At 70.9% G+C, this 24,200-nt stretch carries 23 protein-coding genes and 1 tRNA gene; 11 read left to right on the forward strand and 13 right to left on the reverse strand.

Going from position 1 to position 24,200, the window contains the following annotated elements; genetic code table 11:
• The 3 genes from B7P34_RS26160 to lxmA all read right to left on the reverse strand — a co-directional run.
• Positions 1-253, reverse strand: a 253-nt coding sequence (locus tag B7P34_RS26160; protein ID WP_223268247.1) for a hypothetical protein, incomplete at its 3' end; no start/stop codon positions are given.
• A complete protein-coding gene (gene lxmD, locus B7P34_RS26165) occupies positions 250-852 on the reverse strand; it encodes a peptide terminal cysteine decarboxylase LxmD (protein ID WP_106680434.1) in 603 nt (200 codons plus the stop codon). The genes lxmD and B7P34_RS26160, both read right to left, overlap by 4 nt.
• A gap of 121 nt (positions 853-973) precedes the next feature.
• Positions 974-1,189: a lexapeptide family class V lantibiotic gene (lxmA, locus tag B7P34_RS26170; RefSeq protein ID WP_030366991.1), complete on the reverse strand. Its 216-nt coding sequence runs from the start codon at positions 1,187-1,189 to the stop codon at positions 974-976.
• Between the two features lie 210 nt (positions 1,190-1,399).
• Between lxmA and B7P34_RS26175 the strand changes: the two genes are divergently transcribed.
• Positions 1,400-3,163, forward strand: coding sequence for an ABC transporter ATP-binding protein (locus B7P34_RS26175; protein WP_106680436.1), 1,764 nt, complete (start codon positions 1,400-1,402; stop codon positions 3,161-3,163).
• A gap of 42 nt (positions 3,164-3,205) precedes the next feature.
• A complete protein-coding gene (locus B7P34_RS26180) occupies positions 3,206-3,778 on the forward strand; it encodes a hypothetical protein (protein ID WP_223268248.1) in 573 nt (190 codons plus the stop codon).
• A gap of 72 nt (positions 3,779-3,850) precedes the next feature.
• On the opposite strand, the gene B7P34_RS26185 is transcribed toward B7P34_RS26180, so the two are convergent.
• A complete protein-coding gene (locus B7P34_RS26185) occupies positions 3,851-4,141 on the reverse strand; it encodes a helix-turn-helix domain-containing protein (protein WP_223268249.1) in 291 nt (96 codons plus the stop codon).
• Between the two features lie 257 nt (positions 4,142-4,398).
• Here B7P34_RS26185 and B7P34_RS26190 point away from each other — a divergent pair, with 257 nt between their 5' ends.
• On the forward strand, positions 4,399-5,397 hold the full coding sequence (locus tag B7P34_RS26190) for a hypothetical protein (RefSeq protein ID WP_223268250.1): 999 nt from the start codon (positions 4,399-4,401) through the stop codon (positions 5,395-5,397).
• A gap of 9 nt (positions 5,398-5,406) precedes the next feature.
• Here B7P34_RS26190 and B7P34_RS26195 read toward each other — a convergent pair whose 3' ends face one another.
• The 6 genes from B7P34_RS26195 to dnaK all read right to left on the reverse strand — a co-directional run bounded on the left by B7P34_RS26195 (position 5,407) and on the right by dnaK (position 10,356).
• Positions 5,407-5,652, reverse strand: a complete 246-nt coding sequence (locus tag B7P34_RS26195; RefSeq protein WP_146166924.1) for a hypothetical protein — start codon at positions 5,650-5,652, stop codon at positions 5,407-5,409.
• Positions 5,653-5,767: 115 nt separating this feature from the next.
• The gene (locus B7P34_RS26200) at positions 5,768-5,980 is read right to left on the reverse strand and encodes a hypothetical protein (protein WP_106680442.1); all 213 of its coding nucleotides are present in this window, start codon (positions 5,978-5,980) and stop codon (positions 5,768-5,770) included.
• 184 nt (positions 5,981-6,164) lie between these two features.
• The gene (locus B7P34_RS26205; protein WP_030366984.1) at positions 6,165-6,614 is read right to left on the reverse strand and encodes a heat shock protein transcriptional repressor HspR; all 450 of its coding nucleotides are present in this window, start codon (positions 6,612-6,614) and stop codon (positions 6,165-6,167) included.
• A gap of 5 nt (positions 6,615-6,619) precedes the next feature.
• Complete coding sequence (gene dnaJ, locus B7P34_RS26210) at positions 6,620-7,792, reverse strand: molecular chaperone DnaJ (RefSeq protein ID WP_106680444.1); 1,173 nt, start codon at positions 7,790-7,792, stop codon at positions 6,620-6,622.
• Between the two features lie 48 nt (positions 7,793-7,840).
• Positions 7,841-8,509 (reverse strand): nucleotide exchange factor GrpE, encoded by a 669-nt coding sequence (grpE, locus tag B7P34_RS26215; RefSeq protein ID WP_106680446.1) that lies wholly within the window; start codon positions 8,507-8,509, stop codon positions 7,841-7,843.
• Complete coding sequence (gene dnaK, locus B7P34_RS26220; protein ID WP_106680448.1) at positions 8,506-10,356, reverse strand: molecular chaperone DnaK; 1,851 nt, start codon at positions 10,354-10,356, stop codon at positions 8,506-8,508. Before dnaK ends, grpE begins: the two co-directional genes overlap by 4 nt.
• 336 nt (positions 10,357-10,692) lie before the next feature.
• On the opposite strand from dnaK, the gene B7P34_RS26225 reads away from it, so the two are divergent.
• The 3 genes from B7P34_RS26225 to B7P34_RS26235 all read left to right on the forward strand — a co-directional run bounded on the left by B7P34_RS26225 (position 10,693) and on the right by B7P34_RS26235 (position 14,776).
• Complete coding sequence (locus tag B7P34_RS26225; protein ID WP_106680450.1) at positions 10,693-13,002, forward strand: (Fe-S)-binding protein; 2,310 nt, start codon at positions 10,693-10,695, stop codon at positions 13,000-13,002.
• A gap of 128 nt (positions 13,003-13,130) precedes the next feature.
• Positions 13,131-13,685: a Uma2 family endonuclease gene (locus B7P34_RS26230; RefSeq protein WP_106680452.1), complete on the forward strand. Its 555-nt coding sequence runs from the start codon at positions 13,131-13,133 to the stop codon at positions 13,683-13,685.
• A 122-nt stretch (positions 13,686-13,807) separates the two neighbouring features.
• Positions 13,808-14,776, forward strand: coding sequence for a Yip1 family protein (locus B7P34_RS26235; RefSeq protein ID WP_223268251.1), 969 nt, complete (start codon positions 13,808-13,810; stop codon positions 14,774-14,776).
• A gap of 84 nt (positions 14,777-14,860) precedes the next feature.
• On the opposite strand, the gene B7P34_RS26240 is transcribed toward B7P34_RS26235, so the two are convergent.
• The 3 genes from B7P34_RS26240 to B7P34_RS26250 all read right to left on the reverse strand — a co-directional run bounded on the left by B7P34_RS26240 (position 14,861) and on the right by B7P34_RS26250 (position 16,226).
• Positions 14,861-15,358: a phosphoribosyltransferase gene (locus B7P34_RS26240; protein ID WP_106680456.1), complete on the reverse strand. Its 498-nt coding sequence runs from the start codon at positions 15,356-15,358 to the stop codon at positions 14,861-14,863.
• Between the two features lie 25 nt (positions 15,359-15,383).
• Complete coding sequence (gene dcd, locus B7P34_RS26245; protein ID WP_058047472.1) at positions 15,384-15,959, reverse strand: dCTP deaminase; 576 nt, start codon at positions 15,957-15,959, stop codon at positions 15,384-15,386.
• Positions 15,960-16,061: 102 nt separating this feature from the next.
• Entirely contained in the window at positions 16,062-16,226 is a 165-nt protein-coding gene (locus B7P34_RS26250; RefSeq protein WP_173864874.1) for a hypothetical protein, read from the reverse strand.
• A gap of 262 nt (positions 16,227-16,488) precedes the next feature.
• Here B7P34_RS26250 and B7P34_RS26255 point away from each other — a divergent pair.
• The 5 genes from B7P34_RS26255 to B7P34_RS26275 all read left to right on the forward strand — a co-directional run bounded on the left by B7P34_RS26255 (position 16,489) and on the right by B7P34_RS26275 (position 24,115).
• A tRNA-Gly gene (locus B7P34_RS26255) sits at positions 16,489-16,559 on the forward strand.
• A gap of 157 nt (positions 16,560-16,716) precedes the next feature.
• Positions 16,717-18,531 carry a serine/threonine-protein kinase gene (locus tag B7P34_RS26260; RefSeq protein WP_106680458.1) on the forward strand — a complete coding sequence of 605 codons (1,815 nt, stop codon included), beginning with the start codon at positions 16,717-16,719 and terminating at the stop codon, positions 18,529-18,531.
• A gap of 135 nt (positions 18,532-18,666) precedes the next feature.
• Entirely contained in the window at positions 18,667-19,680 is a 1,014-nt protein-coding gene (locus B7P34_RS36890) for an adhesin (RefSeq protein ID WP_146166925.1), read from the forward strand.
• Positions 19,681-19,685: 5 nt separating this feature from the next.
• Positions 19,686-22,556, forward strand: a complete 2,871-nt coding sequence (locus B7P34_RS26270) for a helicase HerA domain-containing protein (RefSeq protein WP_146166926.1) — start codon at positions 19,686-19,688, stop codon at positions 22,554-22,556.
• The gene (locus B7P34_RS26275; RefSeq protein ID WP_106680462.1) at positions 22,553-24,115 is read left to right on the forward strand and encodes a hypothetical protein; all 1,563 of its coding nucleotides are present in this window, start codon (positions 22,553-22,555) and stop codon (positions 24,113-24,115) included. Before B7P34_RS26270 ends, B7P34_RS26275 begins: the two co-directional genes overlap by 4 nt.
• Positions 24,116-24,200: the final 85 nt, after the last annotated feature.

The following is a 24,200-nucleotide window of genomic DNA, read 5'->3' on the forward strand; positions in this document are numbered from 1 at the left end:
CCGGCGCGCGGTGGAGCAGTCCGCCGCCCGCGGGGACGGGGGTGGCGAGCAGCGCCGCTCCGGGCACGCCGGACAGGTCGGGGACGGCCGCGGCGGCGGGCGCGGCGAGCGGACCGGGGTGCAGCGCGCCGGGGCGGTGCCACCACAGGAAGCCGTCGTGTGCGGAACGGTGCACGCGGGTGTGCTGGAGGCCGGTGACGTACTCGGCGACGAGGTCGCCCTCATCGTCAGGAACGTCGTCAGGAAGCGTCACGACGGCTGCTCCGGCTTCTTCTCGTGCGCGTTCTTGTACGTGGCGCACAGCCGGAACAGCTCCGGCATGGGCGCCGCGCCGCCGTCGTCCCGCTCGCCCGTGGAGGCGCTCTCGGCGGGCACGGTCGGGGCGACCACGACGCCGGGGCGGGCGCGCAGCGCCGCCAAGTGGCCCTGGACCACCGGGCTGTGCTGAGCGGCCGGCGGGAGCGCGGGGGCGACTCCCACCACGGCCCGGGTGGTCTGGAGGGCGAGCAGCACGGGCGTGTCGGCGAGGCCGAGCGCGTACCGGCTCAGGAAGTGCACCGTGGCGGGGTGCACGAGGACGAGGTCGGCCCAGGCGGCGAGTTCGACGTGCGGTGCCGTGCCGGGCGGGGCGCTGTCCCAGTCGTCGGTGAAGACGTCGTGGCGGGAGCGGGAGAGCGCGGCGACGGCTTCGGGCGAGACGAAGCGGCGGGCGGAACGGGTCAGTGCGACGCGTTTCTCCACGGCCGGAAAGGAATCCTGCAGCCAGTTGATCCAGAACGGCAGGAAGGACACGCTGAGCGCTCCCGTGCCCACCACGAGCACGCGCCGGAATCCGGCGTCGGGGATTTCCATGACGGCTGCTTCCTTCTTCTTCCCGCTCACTGGAGTCGCACGGTCACCGGAGTCGTACGGGCCGGGGGCCGGCCGGCGCGGTGTGCGTGCGACCGGCCGGCCCCCGTGGCTCACGGAGTGATCAGCACTTGCTCTCGATCGTGCGAGCGGTGAAGGAACCGATCGCCATGGCGCACTGCTGCGAGGAGCGGGCGGTGATGAGGGTGGCGCGGATCGCCCACGGGATGGTGGGGCTGAAGGCCGGGGCGGCGTCCTTGCCGTCGTACAGGCCCAGCTCCTCGGCGGAGGTGTAGGCGGTGTAGCCGTCGAACAGGTCCTTCTCGGTGACGTTCTGCATGATGAATGTCTCCACATTCTCAACAGGGTTTTCCGGCCGGGAAGTTGAGGCTTCCCGGCCGGTGTCCGCTGCGGACAGGTAGATATTCACCCGCACCGCGGAAGCTCCGCTATTGCCACTTGCGGCATCGACGCAAACGGCATTGCCGGAGCCGGTATTGCCGCAAGCGACAATTTCGCGCGCCCGCGTAAGAGAGCTAGAACTACGAGGGTGAAATCACCTGACTCGGACACGCACGACACCGCCCCCGCCCCGCGGCCGCCGCTGCGGGCCCTGCTCGCGTACGCGCGCCCGCACCGCCGCGTCCTCGCGCTGGTGCTGCTGCTGACAATGGGGGGCAGCGCCGCCGGACTCGCCCAGCCCATGGTCATCGAGTCGGCGATGACGGCGCTCATGACCGGCGGCAGCCTGCGCGACACCCTGCTCCTGCTGGTCGGTCTGCTCGCCGTCTCGATCGGGTTCACCTGGGCGCAGTCCTGGCTGAGCGAGCGGACCGCGGAGCGGGTGGTCCTGCAGGTGCGGCGCGGCCTGATCACCCGTCTGATCCGGCTGCGCACCGCCGAGCTGGACCGCGTCGAGCCCGGCGGCCTGACGACCCGCGTCACCTCCGACAGCACCCTCGTGCAGCACGCCGCCACCAACGGCGTGATCCAGCTCGTGGACGGCGCGGTCCACCTGCTCGCCACGATCGTGCTGATGGGCATCACCAGCCTGCCGCTGCTCGGCATCACCTCGGGCGTGCTGGTCCTCGCCGGCATCGCCGTGGGCATCGTCATGCCGCGCATCCGCCGCGTCACCACCCGCTCGCAGGAGTCGGTCGGCGACATCGGCGCCGCCCTCGACCGCGCGCTCGGCGCCGCCCGCACCGTCAAGGCCAACGGCGGAGAGGCGACGGAGACCGCGCGGGCCGTGGCCGCCGCCGAGGACGCCTACCGCGCCGGGCTGACCGGCGCCCGCTACCAGGCCGCCATCGCCGTGATCACCGGCATGGTCGTGCAGGCGTCCTTCCTGGCCGTGATCGGCTTCGGCGGCGCCCTCGTCGCCACCGGCACGCTCAACCTCGCGGCCCTGATCGCCTTCCTGCTCTACCTGTTCAACCTCGGCGGGCCGATCCTCTCCCTCGTCGGCGGCACCACTTCGCTGCAGCAGGGCCTCGGCGCCCTCGCCCGCATCGAGGAGATCGACCGCATGGAGACCGAGGACGACGTCGACACCGTGCCGCCGCGGCCCACCGGCCCGCCGCCCCGCGTCGTCCTCGACGGCGTCACCTTCGCCTACGCCGACCGCGCCCCGGTCCTGGAGGACGCCTCCTTCACCGCGCCGGCCGGCAAGGTCACCGCCGTCATAGGCCCCTCGGGCACCGGCAAGACCACCGTCTTCTCCCTCCTCCAGCGCTTCTACGACGTCGACGGCGGCCGCATCCTCCTCGGCGACACCGACATCACGACCCTCAGCCGCGCCGAGGTGCGCCGCCGCATCGCCTACGTCGAGCAGGACTCCCCCATGCTCGCCGGCACGATCCGCGAGAACCTGCTGTACGCGGCACCCGACGCCACGGACGAGGAGATCGCGGACGTCCTGCGGCAGACCCTCCTCGACACGTACGTCGCCGGCCTGCCGGACGGCCTGGACACTAACGTCGGCGCCCGCGGCCTCGCCCTCTCCGGCGGGCAGCGGCAGCGGCTGGCCATCGCCCGCGCCCTGCTGCGCCGCCCGCAGGTGCTGCTGCTCGACGAGGTCACCGCGCACCTCGACGGCCTCAGCGAGACCGCACTGCGGCAGACCGTCGAACGGGCGGCCGAACACTGCACGGTCCTGCTCATCGCCCACCGGCTCTCGACGGTGACCTCGGCGGACCGGCTCATCCTTTTGGAAGGCGGACGCGTCCGTGACCATGGGAAGCACGAGGAACTCCTGGACCGGGACGAGCTGTACCGGGACCTGGCGGCGACGCAGCTCGCCGTCTCGCACTGACCGTCAGACCGTCAGTACTGACCACACTGAAGGAAGCTCCGCATGACGCACGTGACGCTCGACAAGGACTCCGGCAACCCCGAGGCGGAGGAGACGGAGGAGGAAGCCCTCACCGGCCCCGTAAAAGACGACCGCTTCGGCGACATCACCGTCCTCCTCAACGACGAGGAGGGCTGGGTCGAGGTGTTCGGCGACGCGATACCCCCGGCCGGCGTCGACCGCGCCCCCGAGGCCGAGACGGAGAACCACGTCCCCATCGGCACCCGCGACGGCGCCCACCTGACCATGACGGTGGACGGCGAGCCCGTCGCCCTCGCGCCCGCCAAGGGCAAACTGTCCCGCCGCTCGTACGCCGTGGACGTCACCCGCGACGGCGTCGCCTACCGCCTCGTGCCGGACTCCATCGCCGGCAGCCGGCTGCTGCGGGACGGGCAGCACCTCGGGGACTTCTCCTCCGACGGCGACGGCCGGGTCCTCGCCGAGTGGAAGGAGGGGGCGGAGGTCTCCCCCGCGGACGCCTCCGTCGGCTACGCGCTCGCCGCGGCGTTCGGCACCGGCGGGCAGCCGATGTGGATGATGGCGATCGAGGCCGCCGCCGAGCTGCTCCCGGGATGAGCGAAGGCCCCGCCGGAACGCTCCGACGGGGCCTGACATGCAGGGGACGTGCTGACGCCGCAGGGGACGTGCTTACGCCGCGGCGTGACCGCCCGGCGCGCACGCTCTGATGGCGTCCGCGTACACGTGCGACACGATCGCCGCCTCGAACCGCGACCGCAGGTCGAGCTTGCGCACGATGTTCGCGGTGTGGGCCCGTACGGTGCGCTCCGCGATGCCGAGCCGCCGCGCGAGCCGCCTGTTCTGTTCCCCCGAGGCCAGCAGGAGCAGGACCTCCACCTCACGCTCGGTGAGCGTGGTGAAGTCGTGCCGCGCCTCGGCCGTCGTCGTCATCGTTGTCATCGTCGTCGTCATCATCGTCATCGTCCGGATTCCCCTCGTAGGTCTTACGCCTTTCCGGTACGCCCCAGACTGCCAAGGCCGCCCGGGGCAGGGCCCGTTCTCCGGAGGCAGGTTCCTGCAACCGTCGTTACAGCTTGCTGCGTCATCCCGGACGGAACGCCGTGGCCAGCTCCTTTACCTCTGCATTACGCTTTGGACGATGTACCGGCGGTTACGCAGGGCGCGCTCGTCACTGACCAGTCGAGCCGAGCCGCCGGCCAGTCGCACACGGGGGAACCATGAGCAAGTCAGGCATGGGCATGGGCCTTTTGGGGCTCAGCACTGCAGAAGAGGACATATACCGACACTTCCTGCGCAATCCCAACACATCCGCCGACGACATCCATCTGAGGATCCACAGCGCGAAGGACACCGTCCACGCCGCCCTGGACCGGCTGCACGGGCTCGGCCTGCTGCGCCGGACCGACGCCGGAGACATCACCCCGGCCGATCCGGAGACCGCCGTCGACCGCCTCACCGACCTGCGGCTCCGCGAGCTCCACCACGAACTGCAACAGGTCACGCAGTCCCGCCGGCTGATCGCCGGACTACGGGCCGAACAGGGGCCGCGCACCCCCGCCCCCAAGGGCGTGGAGCGCATGGAGGACCTGGCCCAGATCCGGGACCGCATCGACGACCTGGCCTTCTTCGCCCGCGAGGAGATCCTCTCCGTCGAGCCGTACACGGCCCTCACCCAGGAGAACATCGACCACGCCCGGCCGCTGGACGCCCGCTGCCTGCGCCGCGGCGTGCGCATCCGCAACGTCGTCCTCAAGGAGGCGCTCGGCCACCCGCCCACCGTCGCCTACCTGCGCGAACTCACCGCCCAGGGCGCCCGGATACGCGTCGCGCCCGACATATCCGAGCGGATCCTCGTCTACGACCGGCACACCGCGCTGGTGCCCGCCGACCCCGACGACACCTCGCGCGGGGCCCTGGTCGCCCGGGAGACCGGCCTGGTGGCCAACATCCTGGCCCTCTTCGAAAAGATCTGGGACCAGGCCACCGACCTCACCGCGCTGATCGAGGAGTCCGCCGAGGGCGCGGCCGGGCTCTCCGCCGTGGAACAGCGCGTCCTGGAGTCGATGTGCCGCGTCGGCAAGGACGAGATCGGCGCCCGTGACCTGGGCATCTCGGTGCGCACGTACCGCCGCCACGTCGCCGATCTGCTGCGCGTCCTGGACGCGTCCAGCCGTGCGCACGCCGCGCTGCTGGCGCGGGAGCGCGGCTGGATCTAGCGGCCGGGCCTAAGGGCCGTCCTGCCGCCATCCGCGCAGCCCGCCGCTGTCCACGAGCACTCCGGCCAGCCATGCGTGGACGGCGGCGGGACCGGCGGGTTCGATCCGGAGCAGGATCCGGTCCTCCGCCAGCCGCCAGGTGCAGTCCCAGCCGTCGGGCAGCGCCGACACCAGCCTGATCACGGCCGTCTCGGGGGGAGCGGCGGTGGGCGCGGCGCGCTCCACCACCGCTTCCGTGAATGCTGTCCTCGCCACGCCTTCTCCTCGGTTCCTGTCGGGTACACGGGTACGCGTCCATCGCGTACGGGCACATATGCCGAAGCCCCGGCCTGCCGCATCGCAGACCGGGGCTCCAGAGCCGACGTCGTTGTCACTGCCACCCGTTGACACGATGACAGACGGGCAGCCGGTCGACGAGCTTGACCGGAAGGGCGCACAGGCCGTGCGCGGCGTGCGCGTCCGCCGCGGCATGTGCGTCCGCCGGCGCGGGTGCGGCCACCGCGGTGCCCGGCAGCGCGAAGACCGCCAGGGACACTCCCGGAACGAGCACTGCGGCGGCCTTCTTGGCGAACTTCCCGGTCATCACGTTTCCCCCAACGTCGTTGTTCCGTGGGGAAAACTCTGCCAGCGGGGCGGAGCCGCTCCGTGGGGAAGGCGTGTCAGGTTGCTGCAGCCGGCACACAGCTTCATGCCAGTGCATGTTTACGCCGGTACATGCCGGTGGGGCCGGGCGAGCCTGCGCTCGCCCGGCCCCACCGGATCGTTCTCTACTGGTCGCGGCGCGGGCGCCACACCACCAGCGCGCTCGTCTGCTGGACGTCCTGGTACGGGACCAGGTCGCGGCGGTAGGAGGCGTGGACCGCCGCCTCCGCCTGCTGCCGGGCCGCGGCGGCGCCTTCCACGGCGCCCTGCAGCTCGGCGACGCGCGCCTTGAGCGCGGCCACCTGGTTCTCCAGCTCGATGATGCGCTTGATGCCGGCGAGGTTGATGCCCTCGTCCTGGCTGAGCTGCTGCACCTGCCGGAGCTGTTCGATGTCCCGCGCGGAGTAGCGCCGGCCGCGCCCGGCGGCGCGGTCGGGTGAGACCAGGCCGAGCCGGTCGTACTGCCGGAGGGTCTGCGGGTGCAGTCCCGACAGCTGCGCGGCGACCGAGATGACGTAGACCGGCGACTCGTCGGTCAGCTCGTACGGATTGCGCCGTCGGCCGGTCCCATCCATGGGGGTCACGCTCCCTTCGCGGCCTGGAAGAGCTCTGCCCGCGGGTCGTGGTCCGCGGTGGCCTCACGGAAGGTCTGCAGGGCTTCCCGGGCCTTGTCGCCGAGATCCTTGGGCACGGTCACCTCCACCGTGACGAGCAGGTCGCCGCGGGTGCCGTCCTTGCGCACCGCGCCCTTGCCGCGGGCGCGCATGGTGCGGCCGTTGGGCGTGCCGGGCGGCAGCTTGAGGGTGACCGGGGGGCCGCCGAGGGTCGGCACCTTGATCTCGCCGCCGAGGACCGCCTCCGGGAAGGTGACGGGCACGGTGACGGTGAGGTTGTCGTCCTTGCGGCCGAAGACCGGGTGGGTGCCGACGTGCACGACGACGTAGAGGTCGCCGTTGGGCCCGCCGCGCTCGCCCGGGGCGCCCTTGCCGCGCAGCCGGATCCGCTGGCCGTCGGAGACGCCGGCGGGGATGCGGACCTGCATCGTCCGGGAGGACTTGGCGCGGCCGCTGCCGTGGCAGACGTCGCAGGGGTTCTCCGGGATGAGGCCGCGGCCTTTGCAGTCGGGGCAGGGGTCGGTCATCGAGAATCCGCCGCCGGAGCCGTGCGACACCTGGCCGGTGCCGACACAGGTGGGGCAGACGCGAGGCGTACCGTTTTTGTCGCCGGTGCCGGAGCAGGCCTTGCAGGCCGCCGAGGAGGACATCCGCAGGGGCACGGTGGCCCCGTCGACCGCCTCGGTGAAGCTCAGGGACACCTCGGACTCGATGTCCTGGCCGCGGCGCGGCTGGGTGCGCGTAGCGCCGCCGCGGTTGAACAGGCCGCCGAAGACATCGCCGAGGCCGCCGCCGAAGCCGCCGGTGCCGGCCCCGCCCTGGGCGCCCCCGAAGAGGTCGCCCAGGTCGAAGTTGAAGGAGCCGCCGCCCGCGCCGCCCGGCCCCGGGCGGAAGCCGCCGTTGCCGAAGAGGGCGCGGGCGTCGTCGTACTCCTTGCGCCGCTTGGGGTCGGCCAGGACGTCGTTCGCCTCGGAGATCTCCTTGAAGCGCTCCTCGGCCTTGGCGTCGCCCTTGTTGGCGTCCGGGTGGTACTCGCGAGCGAGCTTCCGGTACGCCTTCTTGATCTCGGCCTCGGTGGCGTCCTTGGGGACACCGAGGACCTTGTAGTAGTCCTTCTCCAGGAAGTCCTTCGTGCTCATCCTCGGTGTCCCTCCTTCCGTTCCCTGCGGTGATTCATCGGGTCAGCGTCAGCCCTTGTCCGGGCCACCGCTCTCCTCTTCGGAACCGGAGCCGGCGTCCTCGCCCTCGCCCTTGGCGCCCTGGGCGCCGGGCTGGGGCTCGGCGACGGCGACCCGCGCGGGGCGGATCGTCCGCTCGCCGATCCGATACCCCGGCTGCAGAATCTGCACGCACGTGGTCTCGGTGACGTCGGGCGCGTAGCTGTGCATCAGCGCCTCGTGCACCAGCGGGTCGAAGGGCTCGCCCTCCTTGCCGAACTGCTGCAGCCCCATCTTGGCGACGATCGTCTCCAGGGACTCGGCGACGGACTTGAAGCCGCCGACGAGCTCGCCGTGGTCACGGGCGCGGCCGATGTCGTCGAGCGTGGGCAGGAGCTCGGACAGGAGGTTCGCGACGGCGATCTCCTTGACCGTGACCCGGTCCCGCTCGACCCGGCGGCGGTAGTTCTGGTACTCCGCCTGAAGGCGCTGGAGGTCCCCGGTGCGCTCGCCGAGCGCGGCCTGGGCCTGGTCCAGCTGGGCCTTCAGACCCACCTCCACCAGCTCCTCGCCGGAGGGGGCAGAGCCCGGGGCGGCCTTGTCGGCAGCCCCGGCGCCCTGCGCCGCTTCCTCGGAGCCGGCGGCGTCGGAGGGGCCTTCAGGCTTCTTGTCGTCAAAGCCCGGGGTCTCCTCCGTCACGCCGCACCGCCCTTGGGCTTCTCGTCGTCGACGATCTCGGCGTCGACGACGTCGTCCTCACCCTTGGTCGGGCCACCGGCCGCGCCGGCGGCACCGGCAGCGCCCTGGGCGCCCTGGGCGTCGGCGTACATGGCCTGGCCGAGCTTCTGGCTGACCGCGGCGACCTTCTCGGTCGCGGTGCGGATCTCGGCCGTGTCCTCGCCCTTGAGCTTCTCCTTGAGCTCGGTGACGGCGGTCTCGACCTCGGTCTTCACCTCGGCCGGAACCTTGTCCTCGTTGTCCTTGAGGAACTTCTCCGTCTGGTAGACGAGCTGCTCGGCCTGGTTGCGGGTCTCGGCGGCCTCGCGGCGCTTGTGGTCCTCCTCCGCGTACTTCTCGGCCTCCTCGCGCATGCGGTCGACCTCGTCCTTCGGCAGCGAGGAGCCGCCGGTGACGGTCATCTTCTGCTCCTTGCCCGTGCCGAGGTCCTTCGCGGCGACGTGCATGATGCCGTTCGCGTCGATGTCGAAGGTGACCTCGATCTGCGGGACGCCCCGCGGGGCCGGCGGCAGGCCGGTCAGCTCGAACATGCCGAGCTTCTTGTTGTACGCGGCGATCTCGCGCTCGCCCTGGTAGACCTGGATCTGCACGGACGGCTGGTTGTCCTCGGCCGTCGTGAAGATCTCGGAGCGCTTGGTCGGGATCGTGGTGTTGCGCTCGATCAGCTTGGTCATGATGCCGCCCTTGGTCTCGATGCCGAGGGACAGCGGGGTGACGTCGAGCAGCAGGACGTCCTTGACCTCACCCTTGAGGACACCGGCCTGGAGCGAGGCGCCGATGGCGACGACCTCGTCCGGGTTGACGCCCTTGTTGGCCTCGCGGCCGCCGGTCAGCTCCTTGACGAGCTCGGCGACGGCGGGCATGCGGGTGGAGCCGCCGACGAGGACCACGTGGTCGATCTCGGAGAGGGCGATGCCCGCGTCCTTGATGACGTTGTGGAACGGGGTCTTGCAGCGCTCCAGCAGGTCCGCGGTGAGCTGCTGGAACTGGGCGCGCGTGAGCTTCTCGTCCAGGTGCAGCGGGCCCTCGGCGGAGGCCGTGATGTAGGGCAGGTTGATCGTGGTCTCGGTGGACGAGGACAGCTCGATCTTCGCCTTCTCCGCGGCCTCGCGGAGACGCTGGAGAGCCATCTTGTCCTTGGACAGGTCCACGCCGTGACCGTTGGCGAACTGCTTGACCAGGTAGTCGACGACGCGCTGGTCCCAGTCGTCACCACCGAGGTGGTTGTCACCGTTGGTGGCCTTGACCTCGACCACGCCGTCGCCGATCTCGAGGAGCGAGACGTCGAAGGTGCCGCCACCGAGGTCGAAGACCAGAATGGTCTGGTCGTCCTTGTCGAGGCCGTAGGCCAGGGCGGCCGCGGTGGGCTCGTTGACGATGCGCAGGACGTTCAGACCCGCGATCTCACCGGCCTCCTTGGTGGCCTGGCGCTCGGAGTCGTTGAAGTACGCCGGGACGGTGATGACCGCGTCGGTGACCTTCTCGCCCAGGTAGGCCTCGGCGTCCCGCTTCAGCTTCTGCAGGATGAAGGCGCTCATCTGCTGCGGGTTGAAGTCCTTGCCGTCCAGGTTGATCTTCCAGTCAGTGCCCATGTGGCGCTTGACCGAGCGGATCGTCCGGTCGACGTTGGTGACGGCCTGACGCTTGGCCACCTCGCCGACGAGCACCTCGCCGTTCTTCGCGAAGGCGACGACGGACGGCGTGGTCCTGGCGCCCTCGGCGTTGGTGATGACGGTGGGCTCACCGCCCTCGAGAACACTGACGACGGAGTTCGTCGTACCCAGGTCGATGCCGACCGCACGTGCCATGTCGATTCCTCCAGCTGACTTGAGTGGAACAGACTCAAGGGTGCAATGCGGATCCGATTCTGTCAACGGAGCTGAGTCGGGGGGACTCAAGTCTTATGCTGCACTTATGCGCAGCCGGGCAATGCGCCAAGGGGCCCCGAAGGGGCCGGGGCGGGGCCGGGGCCGGTTCGGAACGGGTCCGCGAGGGGGCGGGGCGGGGCCGGTGAGGCTCGCCTGAGCGACACAGATCACCGGCGATGCGCCTATATCGCGCGCGCGGGAGTGAGTAGTCTCGTACGGACTGGATAAGTTACCCGTTAGTAGTAGTTCGCTCTCGCAGGCCCGAGGAGCCCACCCATGCAACTCGCCGCGATCATCGTGTCGCTGGTACTAATCGCGGTCGGCGTCGCGCTGTTCGGCCGTGCCATTCTGCAGATCTACCGCTTCATGCGGCTGGGTCAGCCCGTACCAGCCGGCACCCGCACCGACGATCCCGCACAGCGCACCGTCACGGTGGCCAAGGAGTTCCTCGGCCACACCAGGATGAACCGCTGGGGCGTCGTCGGCGTGGCGCACTGGTTCGTGGCGGTGGGCTTCTTCTCGCTGCTGCTGACGATCGTCAACGCCATCGGCCAGCTCTTCAAGGCCGACTGGCTGCTGCCCGTCATCGGTGACTGGACGCCGTACAACGTCTTCGTCGAGTTCCTCGGCACGATGACCGCGCTCGGCATTCTGACGCTCATCGTCATCCGGCAGCTGAACCGGCCGGGCGACCCGGGCCGCAAGTCCCGCTTCGCCGGCTCCAACACCGGCCAGGCGTACTTCGTCGAGGCCGTCATCCTCATCGTCGGCGTCTGCATCTTCATGCTGCACGCCCTTGAGGGCGCGCAGCACCACGTGGACGGCTACGAGGCCTCGTTCTTCGTCTCGTACCCGGTCGTCTCGTGGCTGGAGGGGATGGACGTCTCGACGCTCCAGAACCTCACCTACTTCTTCGCCGGACTGAAGATCGCGACCTCCTTCATCTGGATGATCACGGTCGCCCTGAAGACCGACATGGGCGTGGCCTGGCACCGCTTCCTCGCCTTCCCGAACATCTGGTTCAAGCGCGAGGCCTCCGGCGACGTGGCGCTCGGCGCGCTGCAGCCCATGACGAGCGGCGGCAAGCCGATCGACTTCGAGGACCCGGGCGAGGACGACACCTTCGGCGTCTCGAAGGTCGAGGAGTTCTCCTGGAAGGGCCTGCTCGACTTCTCCACCTGCACCGAGTGCGGCCGCTGCCAGTCGCAGTGCCCCGCCTGGAACACCGGCAAGCCCCTCTCCCCCAAGCTCCTGATCATGGCGCTGCGCGACCACGCGCACGCCAAGGCGCCGTACCTGCTCGCGGGCGGCGGCAAGGACGCCGAGGGCGAGGAGAAGGCGACCGAGGAGCAGCTGAAGGACGTCCCGGCGGCGGCACTGGCCGAGGCCGAGCGCCCGCTGATCGGCACCCTCGAAGAGAACGGCGTCATCGACCCGGACGTGCTGTGGTCCTGCACCACCTGCGGCGCGTGCGTCGAGCAGTGCCCGGTCGACATCGAGCACGTCGACCACATCGTCGACATGCGCCGCTACCAGGTGATGATCGAGAGCTCCTTCCCGTCCGAGGCGGGCACGATGCTCAAGAACCTGGAGAAGAAGGGCAACCCCTGGGGCCTGGCCAAGAAGCAGCGGCTGCAGTGGACCAAGGAGGTCGACTTCGAGGTCCCGGTCGTCGGCAAGGACATCGAGGACCTCACCGAGGTCGACTACCTCTACTGGGTCGGCTGCGCCGGCGCCCTGGAGGACCGCGCCAAGAAGACCACCAAGGCCTTCGCGGAGCTGCTGCACATGGCGGGCGTGAAGTTCGCGATCATGGGCGGCGAGGAGAACTGCACCGGTGACTCCGCCCGCCGCCTGGGCAACGAGTTCCTCTTCCAGCAGCTCGGCCAGCAGAACGTCGAGATGCTGAACATGGCGTTCGGCGAGGACGCGGAGGAGGGTGTGAAGGTCGAGAAGGCGAAGAAGAAGATCGTCGCGACCTGCCCGCACTGCTTCAACACCATCGCGAACGAGTACCCGCAGCTCGGCGGCGAGTACGAGGTCATCCACCACACGCAGCTGCTGCAGCACCTCATCGACGAGGGCAAGCTCGTCCCCGTCACCCCGGTCGAGGGCCTGATCACGTACCACGACCCGTGCTACCTGGGCCGCCACAACAAGGTCTACACGCCGCCGCGCGAGATCATCGCCAAGGTGCCGGGTCTGCGCAACGAGGAGATGCACCGCCACAAGGAGCGGGGCTTCTGCTGCGGCGCCGGCGGTGCGCGCATGTGGATGGAGGAGCGGATCGGCAAGCGCATCAACAACGAGCGCGTCGACGAGGCGCTGTCCCTCAACCCGGACATCGTCTCGACCGCCTGCCCCTTCTGCCTCGTCATGCTGACGGACTCGGTCAACGGCAAGAAGAACGACGGCAAGGCCAAGGAGTCCATCCAGGTCGTCGACGTCGCCCAGCTCCTGCTGGAGTCGGTGAAGACCCCGGAGGCGCCGGAGGACGGCGGCGAGGACAACGGTGGGGACGGCGACGGCGAGCCGGCGGACGCCCCGAAGCCGGACCCTAAGCCTGACCCGGAGCCGGTGAAGTAACGGCGGTACGCACACCACCCGTACACGGCCGGGCCCCGCGACTGTTCGCGGGGCCCGGCCGTTGTCGTAGGTGCGTGGGACGATGATTTCGTACGCGCTCGCAGCCCGCACTCAGCAGGAGCCAGGTCATGGATTACGCCCGCATCCGCGCTGTTGCCGAAGAACTGTCCGCACTCCCGAACGCAGGGAAGGTCGAGATCTCCGACGGCACCATCGTCATGATGATGAGCCCGTCGGGTACGCACGAGCTCGTAGCCTTCCGGCTCCGCCGCCAACTCGACCCTCAGCTTCCGGAGGGACTGGTGGCACACACGGGCGGAGACGTGGAAGACCCCTCCCTCGGAATCCTCCGCCGCCCGGACCTGGTGGTCCTCCCGGAGGCCGCGATGGACACACCCAACCCGTTCCATCCCCGGGACGTGTCACTGGCTGCAGAGATCGTCTCCCCGTCCAACCATGCCAACGACTACGCGCAGAAGATGCGCGACTATCCGGCGCTCGGGATTCCGGTCTATCTGCTGATCGATCCCCGCAAGGGAACAGTGGCAGTGATGTCCGATCCGGGCCCCGGTCCGGATGGTCCACCCCGCTACCGAACCCGCCACGATGGCGTGTTCGGCGACAAGGTCTCGGTCGGCCCCTGGACAGTGGACACCTCGGAGTTCCCCGAGTACCACTCTTGACGCGGCCTGCCGAACCCCAACCCCCGATATTTCCCTTAGGGGATGTCACAGCTCGGCCGCAATGGCGGGCCCGTTCTCACCGCGCCGACTCGGCGTCGTCACGGAGCGGGTACGTTCGAACCGTGGCTGGATTCAGGATGGGACGCGGACAGGGCTCGAACGACCCCGGGCCCGCGCAGCAAGGACAGCGCCCGGGGCCGTACCAGGCCCCCCACGGCGGCCAGGGCGGCGGACAGTGGCAGCAGTCTCCGCCGTACGGCGAGCCGGAGTACTTCGGCGGGGGCGGGCAGCCGCAGCAGGGGTACGGACAGCAGCAGCCGTACGGGCAGGGCGGCGGCCATGACCCCTACTACGGCCATGGCCAGCAGCCCGGGCACGGCCATGGGCAGCCCGGCCACGGTCACCCCGGCGGCGGTCATCCCGGCCAGACCCAGCAGTTCAGCCTCGGCGAGGCCCCGGACGCCTACGGCGGGGACCCGTACGGCCAGGGCGATCCGTACGGCCAGGGCGGCCAGGACCCGTACAACAACGCCCCCGCGCCGCCCCCGGGCCCGCGGCTGCCGTGGAAGCAGTTGCTGACGGGCATAGTGATGCGCCCCTCCGCGACCTTCTGGCAGATGCGTGACCACGCCGTCTGGGCACCGGCCCTGATCGTCACGTTCGTCTACGGCCTGCTCGCCGTCTTCGGCTTCGACAAGGCCCGCGAGGACGTGCTGAACGCCTCGCTCTCCAACAGCCTGCCGTCGGTCCTGATCACCGGCGTGGTGATGATCCTCGCCGGGCTCCTCCTGGGCGCGGTCACCCACACGCTCGCCCGCCAGCTCGGCGGCGACGGCCTGTGGCAGCCGACGATCGGCCTGTCGATGCTGATCATGGCGATCACGGACGCGCCCCGGCTGCTCTTCGCCATGTTCCTCGGCGGCGACAACCTGCTGGTGCAGGTGCTGGGCTGGGCGACCTGGCTCGCGTCGGGCTATCTGTTCACGTCCATGGTCAGCAAGTCGCACGACATCCCGTGGCCGCGGGCGCTGGGCGCCTCCGCCATCCAGCTGATCGCCCTGCTGTCGATCGTCAAGCTGGGCACGCTGTAGCGGCGCGCACGCGTACACGCACAGGAGAGGGCCCCCGCCGCGGTGAACGCGGCGGGGGCCCTCTCGCAGGTACGGGTGCGCGGACTACGCGTCGAGGACCTGGCCCTCACGGCGCACGACCGGCGGCTCCACCGACCACGGGAAGTTGATCCAGTCCTCGGTGCGCTTCCAGACGTACTCGCACTTCACGAGGGAGTGGGACTTCTCGTAGATCACCGCGGAGCGGACCTCGGCCACGTGGTCCTTGCAGAAGTCGTGCACCAGCTTGAGGGTCTTGCCCGTGTCGGCGACGTCGTCGGCGATCAGGACCTTCTTGTTGGTGAAGTCGATCTGGTCGGGGACGGGGGCGAGCATGACCGGCATCTCCATGGTCTCGCCGACGCCCGAGTAGAACTCCACGTTCACGAGGTGGATGTTCTTGCAGTCCAGGGCGTACGCCAGACCGCCCGCGACGAAGACGCCGCCGCGCGCGATGGACAGGATGATGTCGGGCTCGTAGCCGTCGTCCGCGATGGTCTGCGCCAGCTCACGGATGGCCTCCCCGAAGATCGGGTAGGTCAGGTTCTCGCGGATCTCACTCACTGTTGCTCTTCGCCTTTTGCTCTGCTCAGACCTGGGTGCGGTGGAAATTCTGGAAGGACCGCGAGGGCGTGGGCCCACGCTGTCCCTGATAGCGGGAACCGTGCTTCGCGGACCCGTAGGGGTGCTCGACGGGCGAGGTCAGGCGGAACATGCACAGCTGCCCGATCTTCATCCCCGGCCACAGCTTGATCGGCAGCGTGGCCATGTTCGACAGCTCCAGCGTCACGTGCCCGGAGAAACCGGGGTCGATGAAGCCGGCGGTCGAGTGCGTCAGCAGGCCGAGCCGGCCCAGGCTGGACTTGCCCTCCAGTCGCGAGGCGATGTCGCCGGGGAGCGTGATGACCTCGTACGTCGAAGCGAGCACGAACTCACCGGGGTGCAGGATGAACGCCTCGTCGCCCTCCGGCACCACCTCACGGGTGAGGTCGGCCTGCTCGACCGCGGGGTCGATGTGGGGGTACCGGTGGTTCTCGAACACCCGGAAGTAGCGGTCGAGCCGCACGTCGATGCTCGACGGCTGCACCATCGATTCGTCGAACGGGTCGATCCGCACGCGGCCTGCGTCGATCTCGGTCCGGATGTCCTTGTCTGAGAGAAGCACGGGTCGAGGATACGCGGAGAAGACGGACAACGCGGGCCCGGTCCGAGCGGACCGGGCCGCGCCGCTTGATCAACTCCTGATCGACGCTTGATCAGCGCTCGGTCAGCGCTTCTGGAGCGCGACCGGGACGGAATGCCGCAGCCGCGCGCAGCGCGGGCAGCGCAGGAGCCGTCCGGGGCCGATGCGGTCGGGTCCGAGGTGCTGCATCGGGAACGAAGCGGTGCTGAAGACGTGCCCTTCGGCACAACGAACGACGGTGCGCTCCATAGAGCTCCCTTTCCCCATTCACGTGAAAGACAAAAGCCACATTAGGGGATGTATAGGACTCGGTCCTACGCGGCACTCCCGGCAGCCCCGCGCCGGGTCTCCAGCGCCCCACGGTACGCCCCAACTCCCGGCTCCCACGCACGCATCCCCACCTGCCCCACACTCTCCTCACACGACAGGAAGGCCCGTACGGTGAGTGCACCGGGGGCCTTCGATGGGGTAGAGTGTGCGACGATGAGGCGCTCAGAAAACGGGCGCCCTCGCGGGTGTAGTTTAATGGTAGAACATGAGCTTCCCAAGCTCAGAGCGCGAGTTCGATTCTCGTCACCCGCTCTTCTCTTCCTTATGGAAGACATGGCAGAGATGAAGGCCTAGGTCGAAGACCTGGGCCTTCTGCGTTTCCCCGGCCGCCCGGTCCGGCCCGCCACAGCCCCTGCCTCTACCCTGGGCCCGCCAGAAGTGCCAGGTGCCAGGACGGACGGAGCGTGCGGTGACAGCGGGGGAAGCGAACGGCGACGAGCTGATAGGCAAACTCCTCGGGGGCCGCTACCGCGTGACCGCCACGATCGGGCGCGGCGGCATGGGAGTCGTCGCCCGCGCGGTCGACGAGCTGCTGAACCGCGAGGTCGCCGTCAAGGTCCTGCGGGCCTTCACCGACGCCTCCGCCGCCGAACTGGCCGACCTGCGGATCCGGATGCAGCGGGAGGCACAGGCCGCCGCCCGCATCCGGCACGGCGGCGTGGTCACCGTGCACGACGTGACCGAGGAGCAGGGCCTGCCGGTCATCGTCATGGAGCTCGTCGACGGCCCCTCGCTCGACGACGTGCTGGAACAGCGCGGCGCGCTGGAGCCGCACGAGGCCGCGGCGATCGGCGCCGAGCTGATGGACGCGCTCGACGCCGCGCACCGGGCCGGCGTGCTGCACCGCGACGTCAAGCCGGCGAACGTGCTGCTGGAGCACGGCGAGCGAGGCGAGATGGGGGTCCCCCCGGCCGGAGGCTGGGGGAGGGTCGTGCTCACCGACTTCGGCATCGCCAGCATGGAGGCCGCCGGCGACGACGCCATGGCCAAGCTGACCCAGAGCGGCCAGATCATCGGCTCCCTCGACTACCTGCCGCCGGAGCGCGCGCAGGGCAAGGAGCCGGGCCCCGCGTCGGACATCTGGTCGCTCGGCATGACGCTGTACGCGGCGGTGGAGGGCACGTCGCCGTTCCGCCGGACGTCGGTGTGGTCCACGTTGTCGGCGATCGTCACCGAGCCGCTGCCGGCGCCCCGGCGGGCGGGACCGCTCGCGCCGGTGCTGCAGGCGCTGATGGCGAAGGAGCCGGAGGACCGGCCGGCCGCCGGTGAGGCGCGCGAACTGCTGCAGCGGGTGGCCGCGGGCGGGACGGCGGCGCCGTACGCGCCCACGCCGGGCCTGGGGCCCGCGGCCACGCCTATGCCGGCGCCTGCGCCCATGCCGCTGCACGAGCCGACGCCGACGCAGGCCGTCGCTCCGGGGCCGCCGCCGCCCGGTTTCGGCGCGGCACCGCCCGCGTTCCCCCAGCAGCCTTCGCCCTCCCCCCAGCAGCCTTCGCCGTCCCCGCAGCAGGGCATGCCGTACCCGCACCCGTACGCGCCCCCGCAGCCCGGAGCACCGGCAGCGCACCCCGCCCCCGCCACCGCCCCCGGCCGCTCCACCACCACCCGCTCCGCCACCACCGGTCGCAAGCGGCGCCGCGGCCGTACCGTCATCGCGGCCGCCGCCGCGGCCGTCGTGCTCGCCGGAGGCGGCGTCACGTACGCCCTGACCGGCAATCACAGCAGCAGCACGAAGGGCGACGAGGCACAGGCGGCACAGCCCGCGGTCAGTTCCCCGGCGGGCGGCGACCAGCCGGGCGGAGGCGATGCGACCGCCGGAGCGCCCTCCCCCGGCCCCTCGTCCCCCACGAGCTCCGGAAAGCCGTCCGGCGCGGCATCGGCGTCGGCCTCCGCCCCGGCCGGGCCCGGTGCCACGCCGAGCGCGTCCGCCTCCCCGTCGACGAAGCTCAACGTGCCGACGACCTGCAGCGGCTGGAGCCACCAGGACCCGAAGCCGGGCACGTACGGCTACGTGACCGGCGACCGCCACGTGCTGAACGGGCCCTACCAGGTCTGCGGCTCCGTCGCCGCCGCCAAGTCCGGCACGAAGGTCTGGTTCCACTGCTCCGTCGAGAACGCCTACGGGCACAAGTGGCTCTACGTGCGCATCGACGGGTCGAAGAGCGCCGGGTGGCTGTCCGCGGACACCATCATCCGCCAGAGCGGCCAGCCGACCCGCTGCTAGCGAGCGGGCGGCAAAACCGTTTCAGGGCTTCTGTACGCCTGTGCCCGCCGGACCGGTCTGACCTACGTGAAATTCCGATAAGTTGCCGTGCCAAACGATCAACGATGTGGGTCAGACCCCGATGCGGAGTACGACATGAGCACTTATCCGGGCGGCGGCAGCGCCGGGCCGGGCGGCTGGGCGGCCGCGGAATCCGCGGGCCCCAACGGCTCCTACCGGAACCAGACCCTGAAGTACCAGCAGATCGAGCTGAGCTTCGACGAGTCGGTCGGTCTCCGGGAGGTCATCGGCCTCTGGGCGAGCGCGGCCGTCCCCGCGACCGTGGTGTGGCTGATCTGCTGGCTGTTCGGCCTGCTGACGAACGACTTCGACTTCGAAGAGGCCGGCACCGCCTTCACCGTGGGCGGCATCCTGTCCTTCATCCTCTTCTGGCTGATCCTGCTCGGCTTCTCCCTCACCGAGCCCGTCTCGGAGTGGCGGACCCTGCTGGAGGACAAGGCGGAGGCGTCCCCCTCCGCCTACGCGGCGATCTACGGCGCGCTGTCCCGCCGCCGCATCCCGGTGACGGCCGTGCCGTCCCGGATCCGCAGCGACGTCTTCCAGCCGGAGGTGGTCAGCAACCGTCTCGTCGTCACCAGCGGCCGGTACGTGACCTACGTGTCCGTCTTCGAGTACGGCACCAGCCTCTACCTCGGCTGGACGATGTGGCGCATCCGCCCCGGCATCGTGCTCATCGGCACGTACTTCAAGGACCTCATCGGCGGATTCAAGGGCCGCACCGGTGACGTCAACCAGATGCTCCGCACCGAGCGGCCGCGCGCCATGCGCGAGGCCGTGCACTCCGCGGTCCGGGAAGGCGTGGAGATCGCGGTCCAGGGCATCGAGGTGCCCATCGCCTCGACCTTCGGGCAGGACCTCCCGATCACGACCGCGCCCGGCCAGGGCCCGGCCGGTCCGCCGGCTCCGCCCGCGCCGCCCGTCATGCCCGCGGCACCGCCGGCCCATCCCGTACCGCCGTCCCATCCCGTACCGCCCGCGCATCCCGCGCCGCCCGCCCCGCCCATGCCCGGCGGCCCCGCAGCCCCCGTACCCCCCGCGGCCCCCGCGCCTCCCGGCGGTCACGACCCCGCCGCCCCGTGGACCCGCTGAGCAGCATGAACCAGCAGACCGACAGGACGCCCCCGCCGGGCGTCCTGACCGTCGGCGACGGCACCTCGGTGTGGGCCTGGGCGGCCGTACGCATCGAGGCCGCCGCCGACCTCACCGAGACCAGGGAATACGCCGACCTCCCCGAGGACGAGCGCCGGATCAAGGCGGTCGCCGCGGAGGCGGCCTGGCTGGCCGGCCAGTGGGACACCCGCCACGACGCCCGCATCGAGCTGCGGTACCTGACGGACCCGGCAGGGCGGCGCATCTCGTGCGCCCTGCTGGCCCGGGTGCGCGGCGACGGCACGGACGGCACGGACGGCTCGGGAACAGCGGCGGACTCCGCCGTGACCGCGGTGCTCGCGCTCCGCGACCGGCTGGTGCAGCTGCCGCACCACGTGCACGCCGCCTCGGTCGAGGACGCGGCCGAAGTGGCGCGGTGGCTCACGCCGTTCACTCCCGACCCGGCCGGCCTGGCCGAGATCCGCAAGCGCTACCGGACGGGCCTGCCCAACCGGCCCGACGCGGGCGTGCAGTACTACCTCGCCCCGCAGCCGTTCACCGTGGCGGCGCCGCCCTGGGACGCGCTGTGGCAGGCGCTCGTGGCACACCCGTACCCGGTCATGCTGACGGTCGGCCTCGAACCGTACCGGGTGCCGGACGACCTCGGGCCGATGCTGCACCAGATCGCCACCCATTACGGGCGGCTGGCGACGCCGGGGCAGATGCCGGAAGGCCTGTGGGGCCCGCCGTCCCAGCTCGCCCCGGACAACTTCGCCGTGGACGCCTCGAAGGTGTACGCGGACGCCGCGCGCCGCTACACCGACCGCGCCTTCCGCATCCGCATCGCGCTCGCCTCCCCGAACCCGCTCCCCGAGTCCCTCGCCGAGCTCGCCGGCGCCACCGTCTCGCCACCGGAACGGGCCGCCCGGGGCACCGCGCTGACCGAGACCTTCACCGGCCCGGCCCACGTCACCGTACGGCCCGCCCCGCACGAGCTGGCGGCGGCGTGGACCGGGATCACGACGCTGGAACACGCCCGCTGGGGCGGCGACCAGCGCTGGCAGCTGCCCGAACAGCTGTCGCCGCCGCTGCGCCTGCTCTCCGAGCTGGTCGACGCGCGGGAGGCCGGCGCGGCGCTGCGGCTCCCCCTCGCCGTGCACGGGCACATGGCCGGCTTCCCCGTGCGCAGGCCCGACATGGCCCTGGAGACCGACTACCGGCCGCAAGGGCCCGCCATCGAACTCGGCCGGCAGCTGGTGCGCGGCGCGCCGGCCGGGCCGCTCGGCGTGGAGCTGGGGTCGCTCAGCCGGCACGCGCTGTTCGTCGGGACGACCGGCTCGGGCAAGACCAACACGACCCTGGCCTTCTGCCAGCAGCTCTGGCGGGACCACAAGGTGCCGTTCCTCGTCCTGGAGCCGGTCAACTCCGAGCTCGACGACTACCGCTGGCTCGCCACCCGCCCCGGCTTCGAGGACCTCCTCGTCCTCACCGTCGGCGACGAGAACACGGCCCCGTTCCGGCTGAACCCCTTCGAGGTCCCGCACGGGGTCCGGATCAGCACCCACACCGCCGGGCTGCTCGCCTGCTTCGACGCGGCGTTCGGCCTCTGGGACCCGCTCCCGGCCATCTACAACCGGGCCCTGCGCAACACGTACGCACGGAAGGGCATCGTCCCCACCGACGTCTCCACGCCCGCCCACGACGGGGCGTGGCCCACCCTCCGCGACTTCATCGCCGAGATGCGCAAGGAGTGCGACCAGCTCGGCTACTCCGGCGAGGTCAAGGACAACATCATCGCCGCGTCCCGGCTGCGGGCCGAGTCCCTGGCGGAGGGCGCCTGCGGCAGCACGCTGGACTGCGCGCGCTCGTACCCCGTCGAGGAGCTCCTCAACCGGCCGGTCGTCATCGAGCTGGCCGGCGTCGGCGACAACGAGAAGGAGCAGTCCCTCGTCACCGCGCTGATCCTGCAGACCATGACGGAGCACTACAAGGCGACCCGGCGGGGCGGCGACCTGGCCCACGTCACCGTCATCGAGGAGGCCCACCGGCTCCTCGGGCGCCCCGTCGCCTCCGGCGGGGACGGCAAGGAGGGCAACGCCCAGGCCCGCGCGGCCCAGGCCTTCGCCAACACGCTCGCCGAGAACCGCAAGTACGGGGAAGGCCTGGTCATCGTCGAGCAGGTCCCCGAGAAGCTGATCGAGGACGCGTACAAGAACACCAACCTGAAGATCATGCACCGCCTGCCGTCCGCCACGGACCGGGAGCTGATCGGCGGCACGATGCGGTTCGCCCCCGACCAGGAGCGGTTCGCGTCGTCCCTGGAGCCCTTCCAGGCCTTCGCCCACCACGACGGCATCGACCGCCCGGCCCTCATCAAGGTGCCGAACGTACGGGCCGAGGCCGCCGCCGAATCGGGCGAGGCCCGGGCGCCGCTCGCCGGCAACGCCGAACTGGCCGACCGCTTCCGCGCCTTCGCCGACGCCACCCCGGACGTCGACGCGGCGCTCGCCCCCTTCCCCGACTGCGAGGGCTGCCGGCACCGCTGCGCGTTCCGCGCGCGGGCGGCGACGGCGGTGTGGCCGGAGCACGGCACCGAGCTGAAGAAGCGCGTCGCCGACTACCCGAAGACGTCGGCCGCCCAGGCGGAGTGGTGGGCCCGAACGGCGGAATGGGTCGCCGGCATCGCCGACGCCGTCGCCCCGCGGGGCGCGGCCGCGGAAGCCGTCGACGACTACCGCGCCTGCGTCTTCATCCACCTGGCCCAGTCGGCGTGGAAGCGGAAGACGCTGCCGTGGGTGCGGCTGTACCGCAGCAACGCCAAGTCCACTGCCGTGGCGGGCGATGCCGACGCACGTACTGACGCTACTGACTCATGAGCGACCGCTACGGAGAGGAAGAACGGCCGCCCGAGCAACCGCCGTCCCCGGAACCTGGCGCGGACGAGGCCCCGGAACCCACGGAGGCCGAGGACGCGCCCGAACCGTCTGAACAGTCCGAGCAGTCCGAGCAGGCTGAGCAGTCGTCGGAATCCGGCGATGCCTCCGACGGGAGCGAGGCTTCCGACGAGGCGCCGGAGCCGACGGAGGCGGAAGACGGCGAGAAGACGGAAGACGGCGGGACGGCGGATGAAGCCCCCGATCCGGCGGAGGCGGAAAACGAAGCGGACAACGAATCCGCCCGCCCGGAAGCCGCCGCTGAACCCGAGGACGAGGGTGAGTCCTCGGGCGAGGGCGAAGCGTCCGACGGAATTGAGGATTCCGACGCAGGCGAGGATTCCGACGCTGCGCCGGAGCCGGCGGAGGCGGAGGAACCGGAGGGTCCGGAAGGCGCGGAGGAACCGGAAGGCCAGGAGGACCCTGAGGGCTCTGAGGGCTCCGAGGACTCCGAGGACTCCGAGGACTCCGAGGACTCCGAGGACTCCGAGGACCCTGAGAACTCAGAAGGCCCGGAAGACCCGGAGGGCGCGGAGGGCGCGGAGGGCGCGGAGGGCGCGGAGGGCGCGGAGGATCCGGAAAGCCCTGAAGAGCCGGAGGACGCAGAGGAGCCGGAGGACACAGAGGACGCGGAGGATCCGGAAGACTCTGAGGACCCTGAAGATCCCAAAGACGCGGAGGACGCAGAGGACCCGGAGGGTCCTGAGGAACCCGAGGAACCCGAAGAGCCGGAGGACGCGGAAGAGCCGGAAGACGACGCGGAGGGCACCGATGGCACAGACGGCGCCGACGAGTCCACTGATGCCGCACCGGAGCCTGCGGATGCGAGCGATTCAGACGAGGCGCCCGAGCCGGCTGAACCATCCGACGCGGCCGAACCGGCCGACCCAGTCGAACCGGCCGAACCATCCGCCTCATCGGAAGGCCCACAGAACAACACACCCGAGTCCCTGGAAGACGCCCCGGAACCAGCCGACGCCCCGGAACCAGCCGGCGCCAAGGAGGCGGACCGAGCCGGCGACGTAGCGGAATCGGCCCCGCGCCCTGAGACCCCGCACGACCCCGACGAAGCCCCCGACCCTGCCGCGCCTCAGGACACCCACGCGAAGGGTCCGGCGGAGAACCGGCAGGAGCCGGGCACCGAGGCGTCCCCGGATGCGAAGCCCGAGGCGCCCTCGGCGACCGAATCCCCGGACGACCCGGAGGAGGCCCCCGATCCGGCCAGTGAGTCGGAGGCCCCGCAGGACGGCGACGCGCCCCGAACGGATAAGCCCAAGGACCCGGAACAGGACGAACCGTCCTCCGGCGGCCGCGGACGGCGTGACGGGCCGGACGCCCCGGAGGACCCGGCGGACGAAGTGCAGGACGCCTCCACCGCGTTCGGTTCCGGTCCCGGCTACGACGCCGAGGCCGACGACACATGGATCAGGCTGCGCTCCGGAAACAACCGGCAGAGGTTCGCAACGCCGGGCGAAGGCGGCGGCGCCGCAAGTGAGAGGTGACGGCGTCGACCGTTCACACGGGCAGGGCCCGGGTCGGTGACCCGGGCCCTGCCCGCTGCTCGGCCGCGCGCGTCAGTGGCGGGCC

The sequence above is a fragment of the Streptosporangium nondiastaticum genome (assembly GCF_003011965.1).
GTDB classification, from domain to species: Bacteria; Actinomycetota; Actinomycetes; order Streptomycetales; family Streptomycetaceae; genus Streptomyces; species Streptomyces nondiastaticus.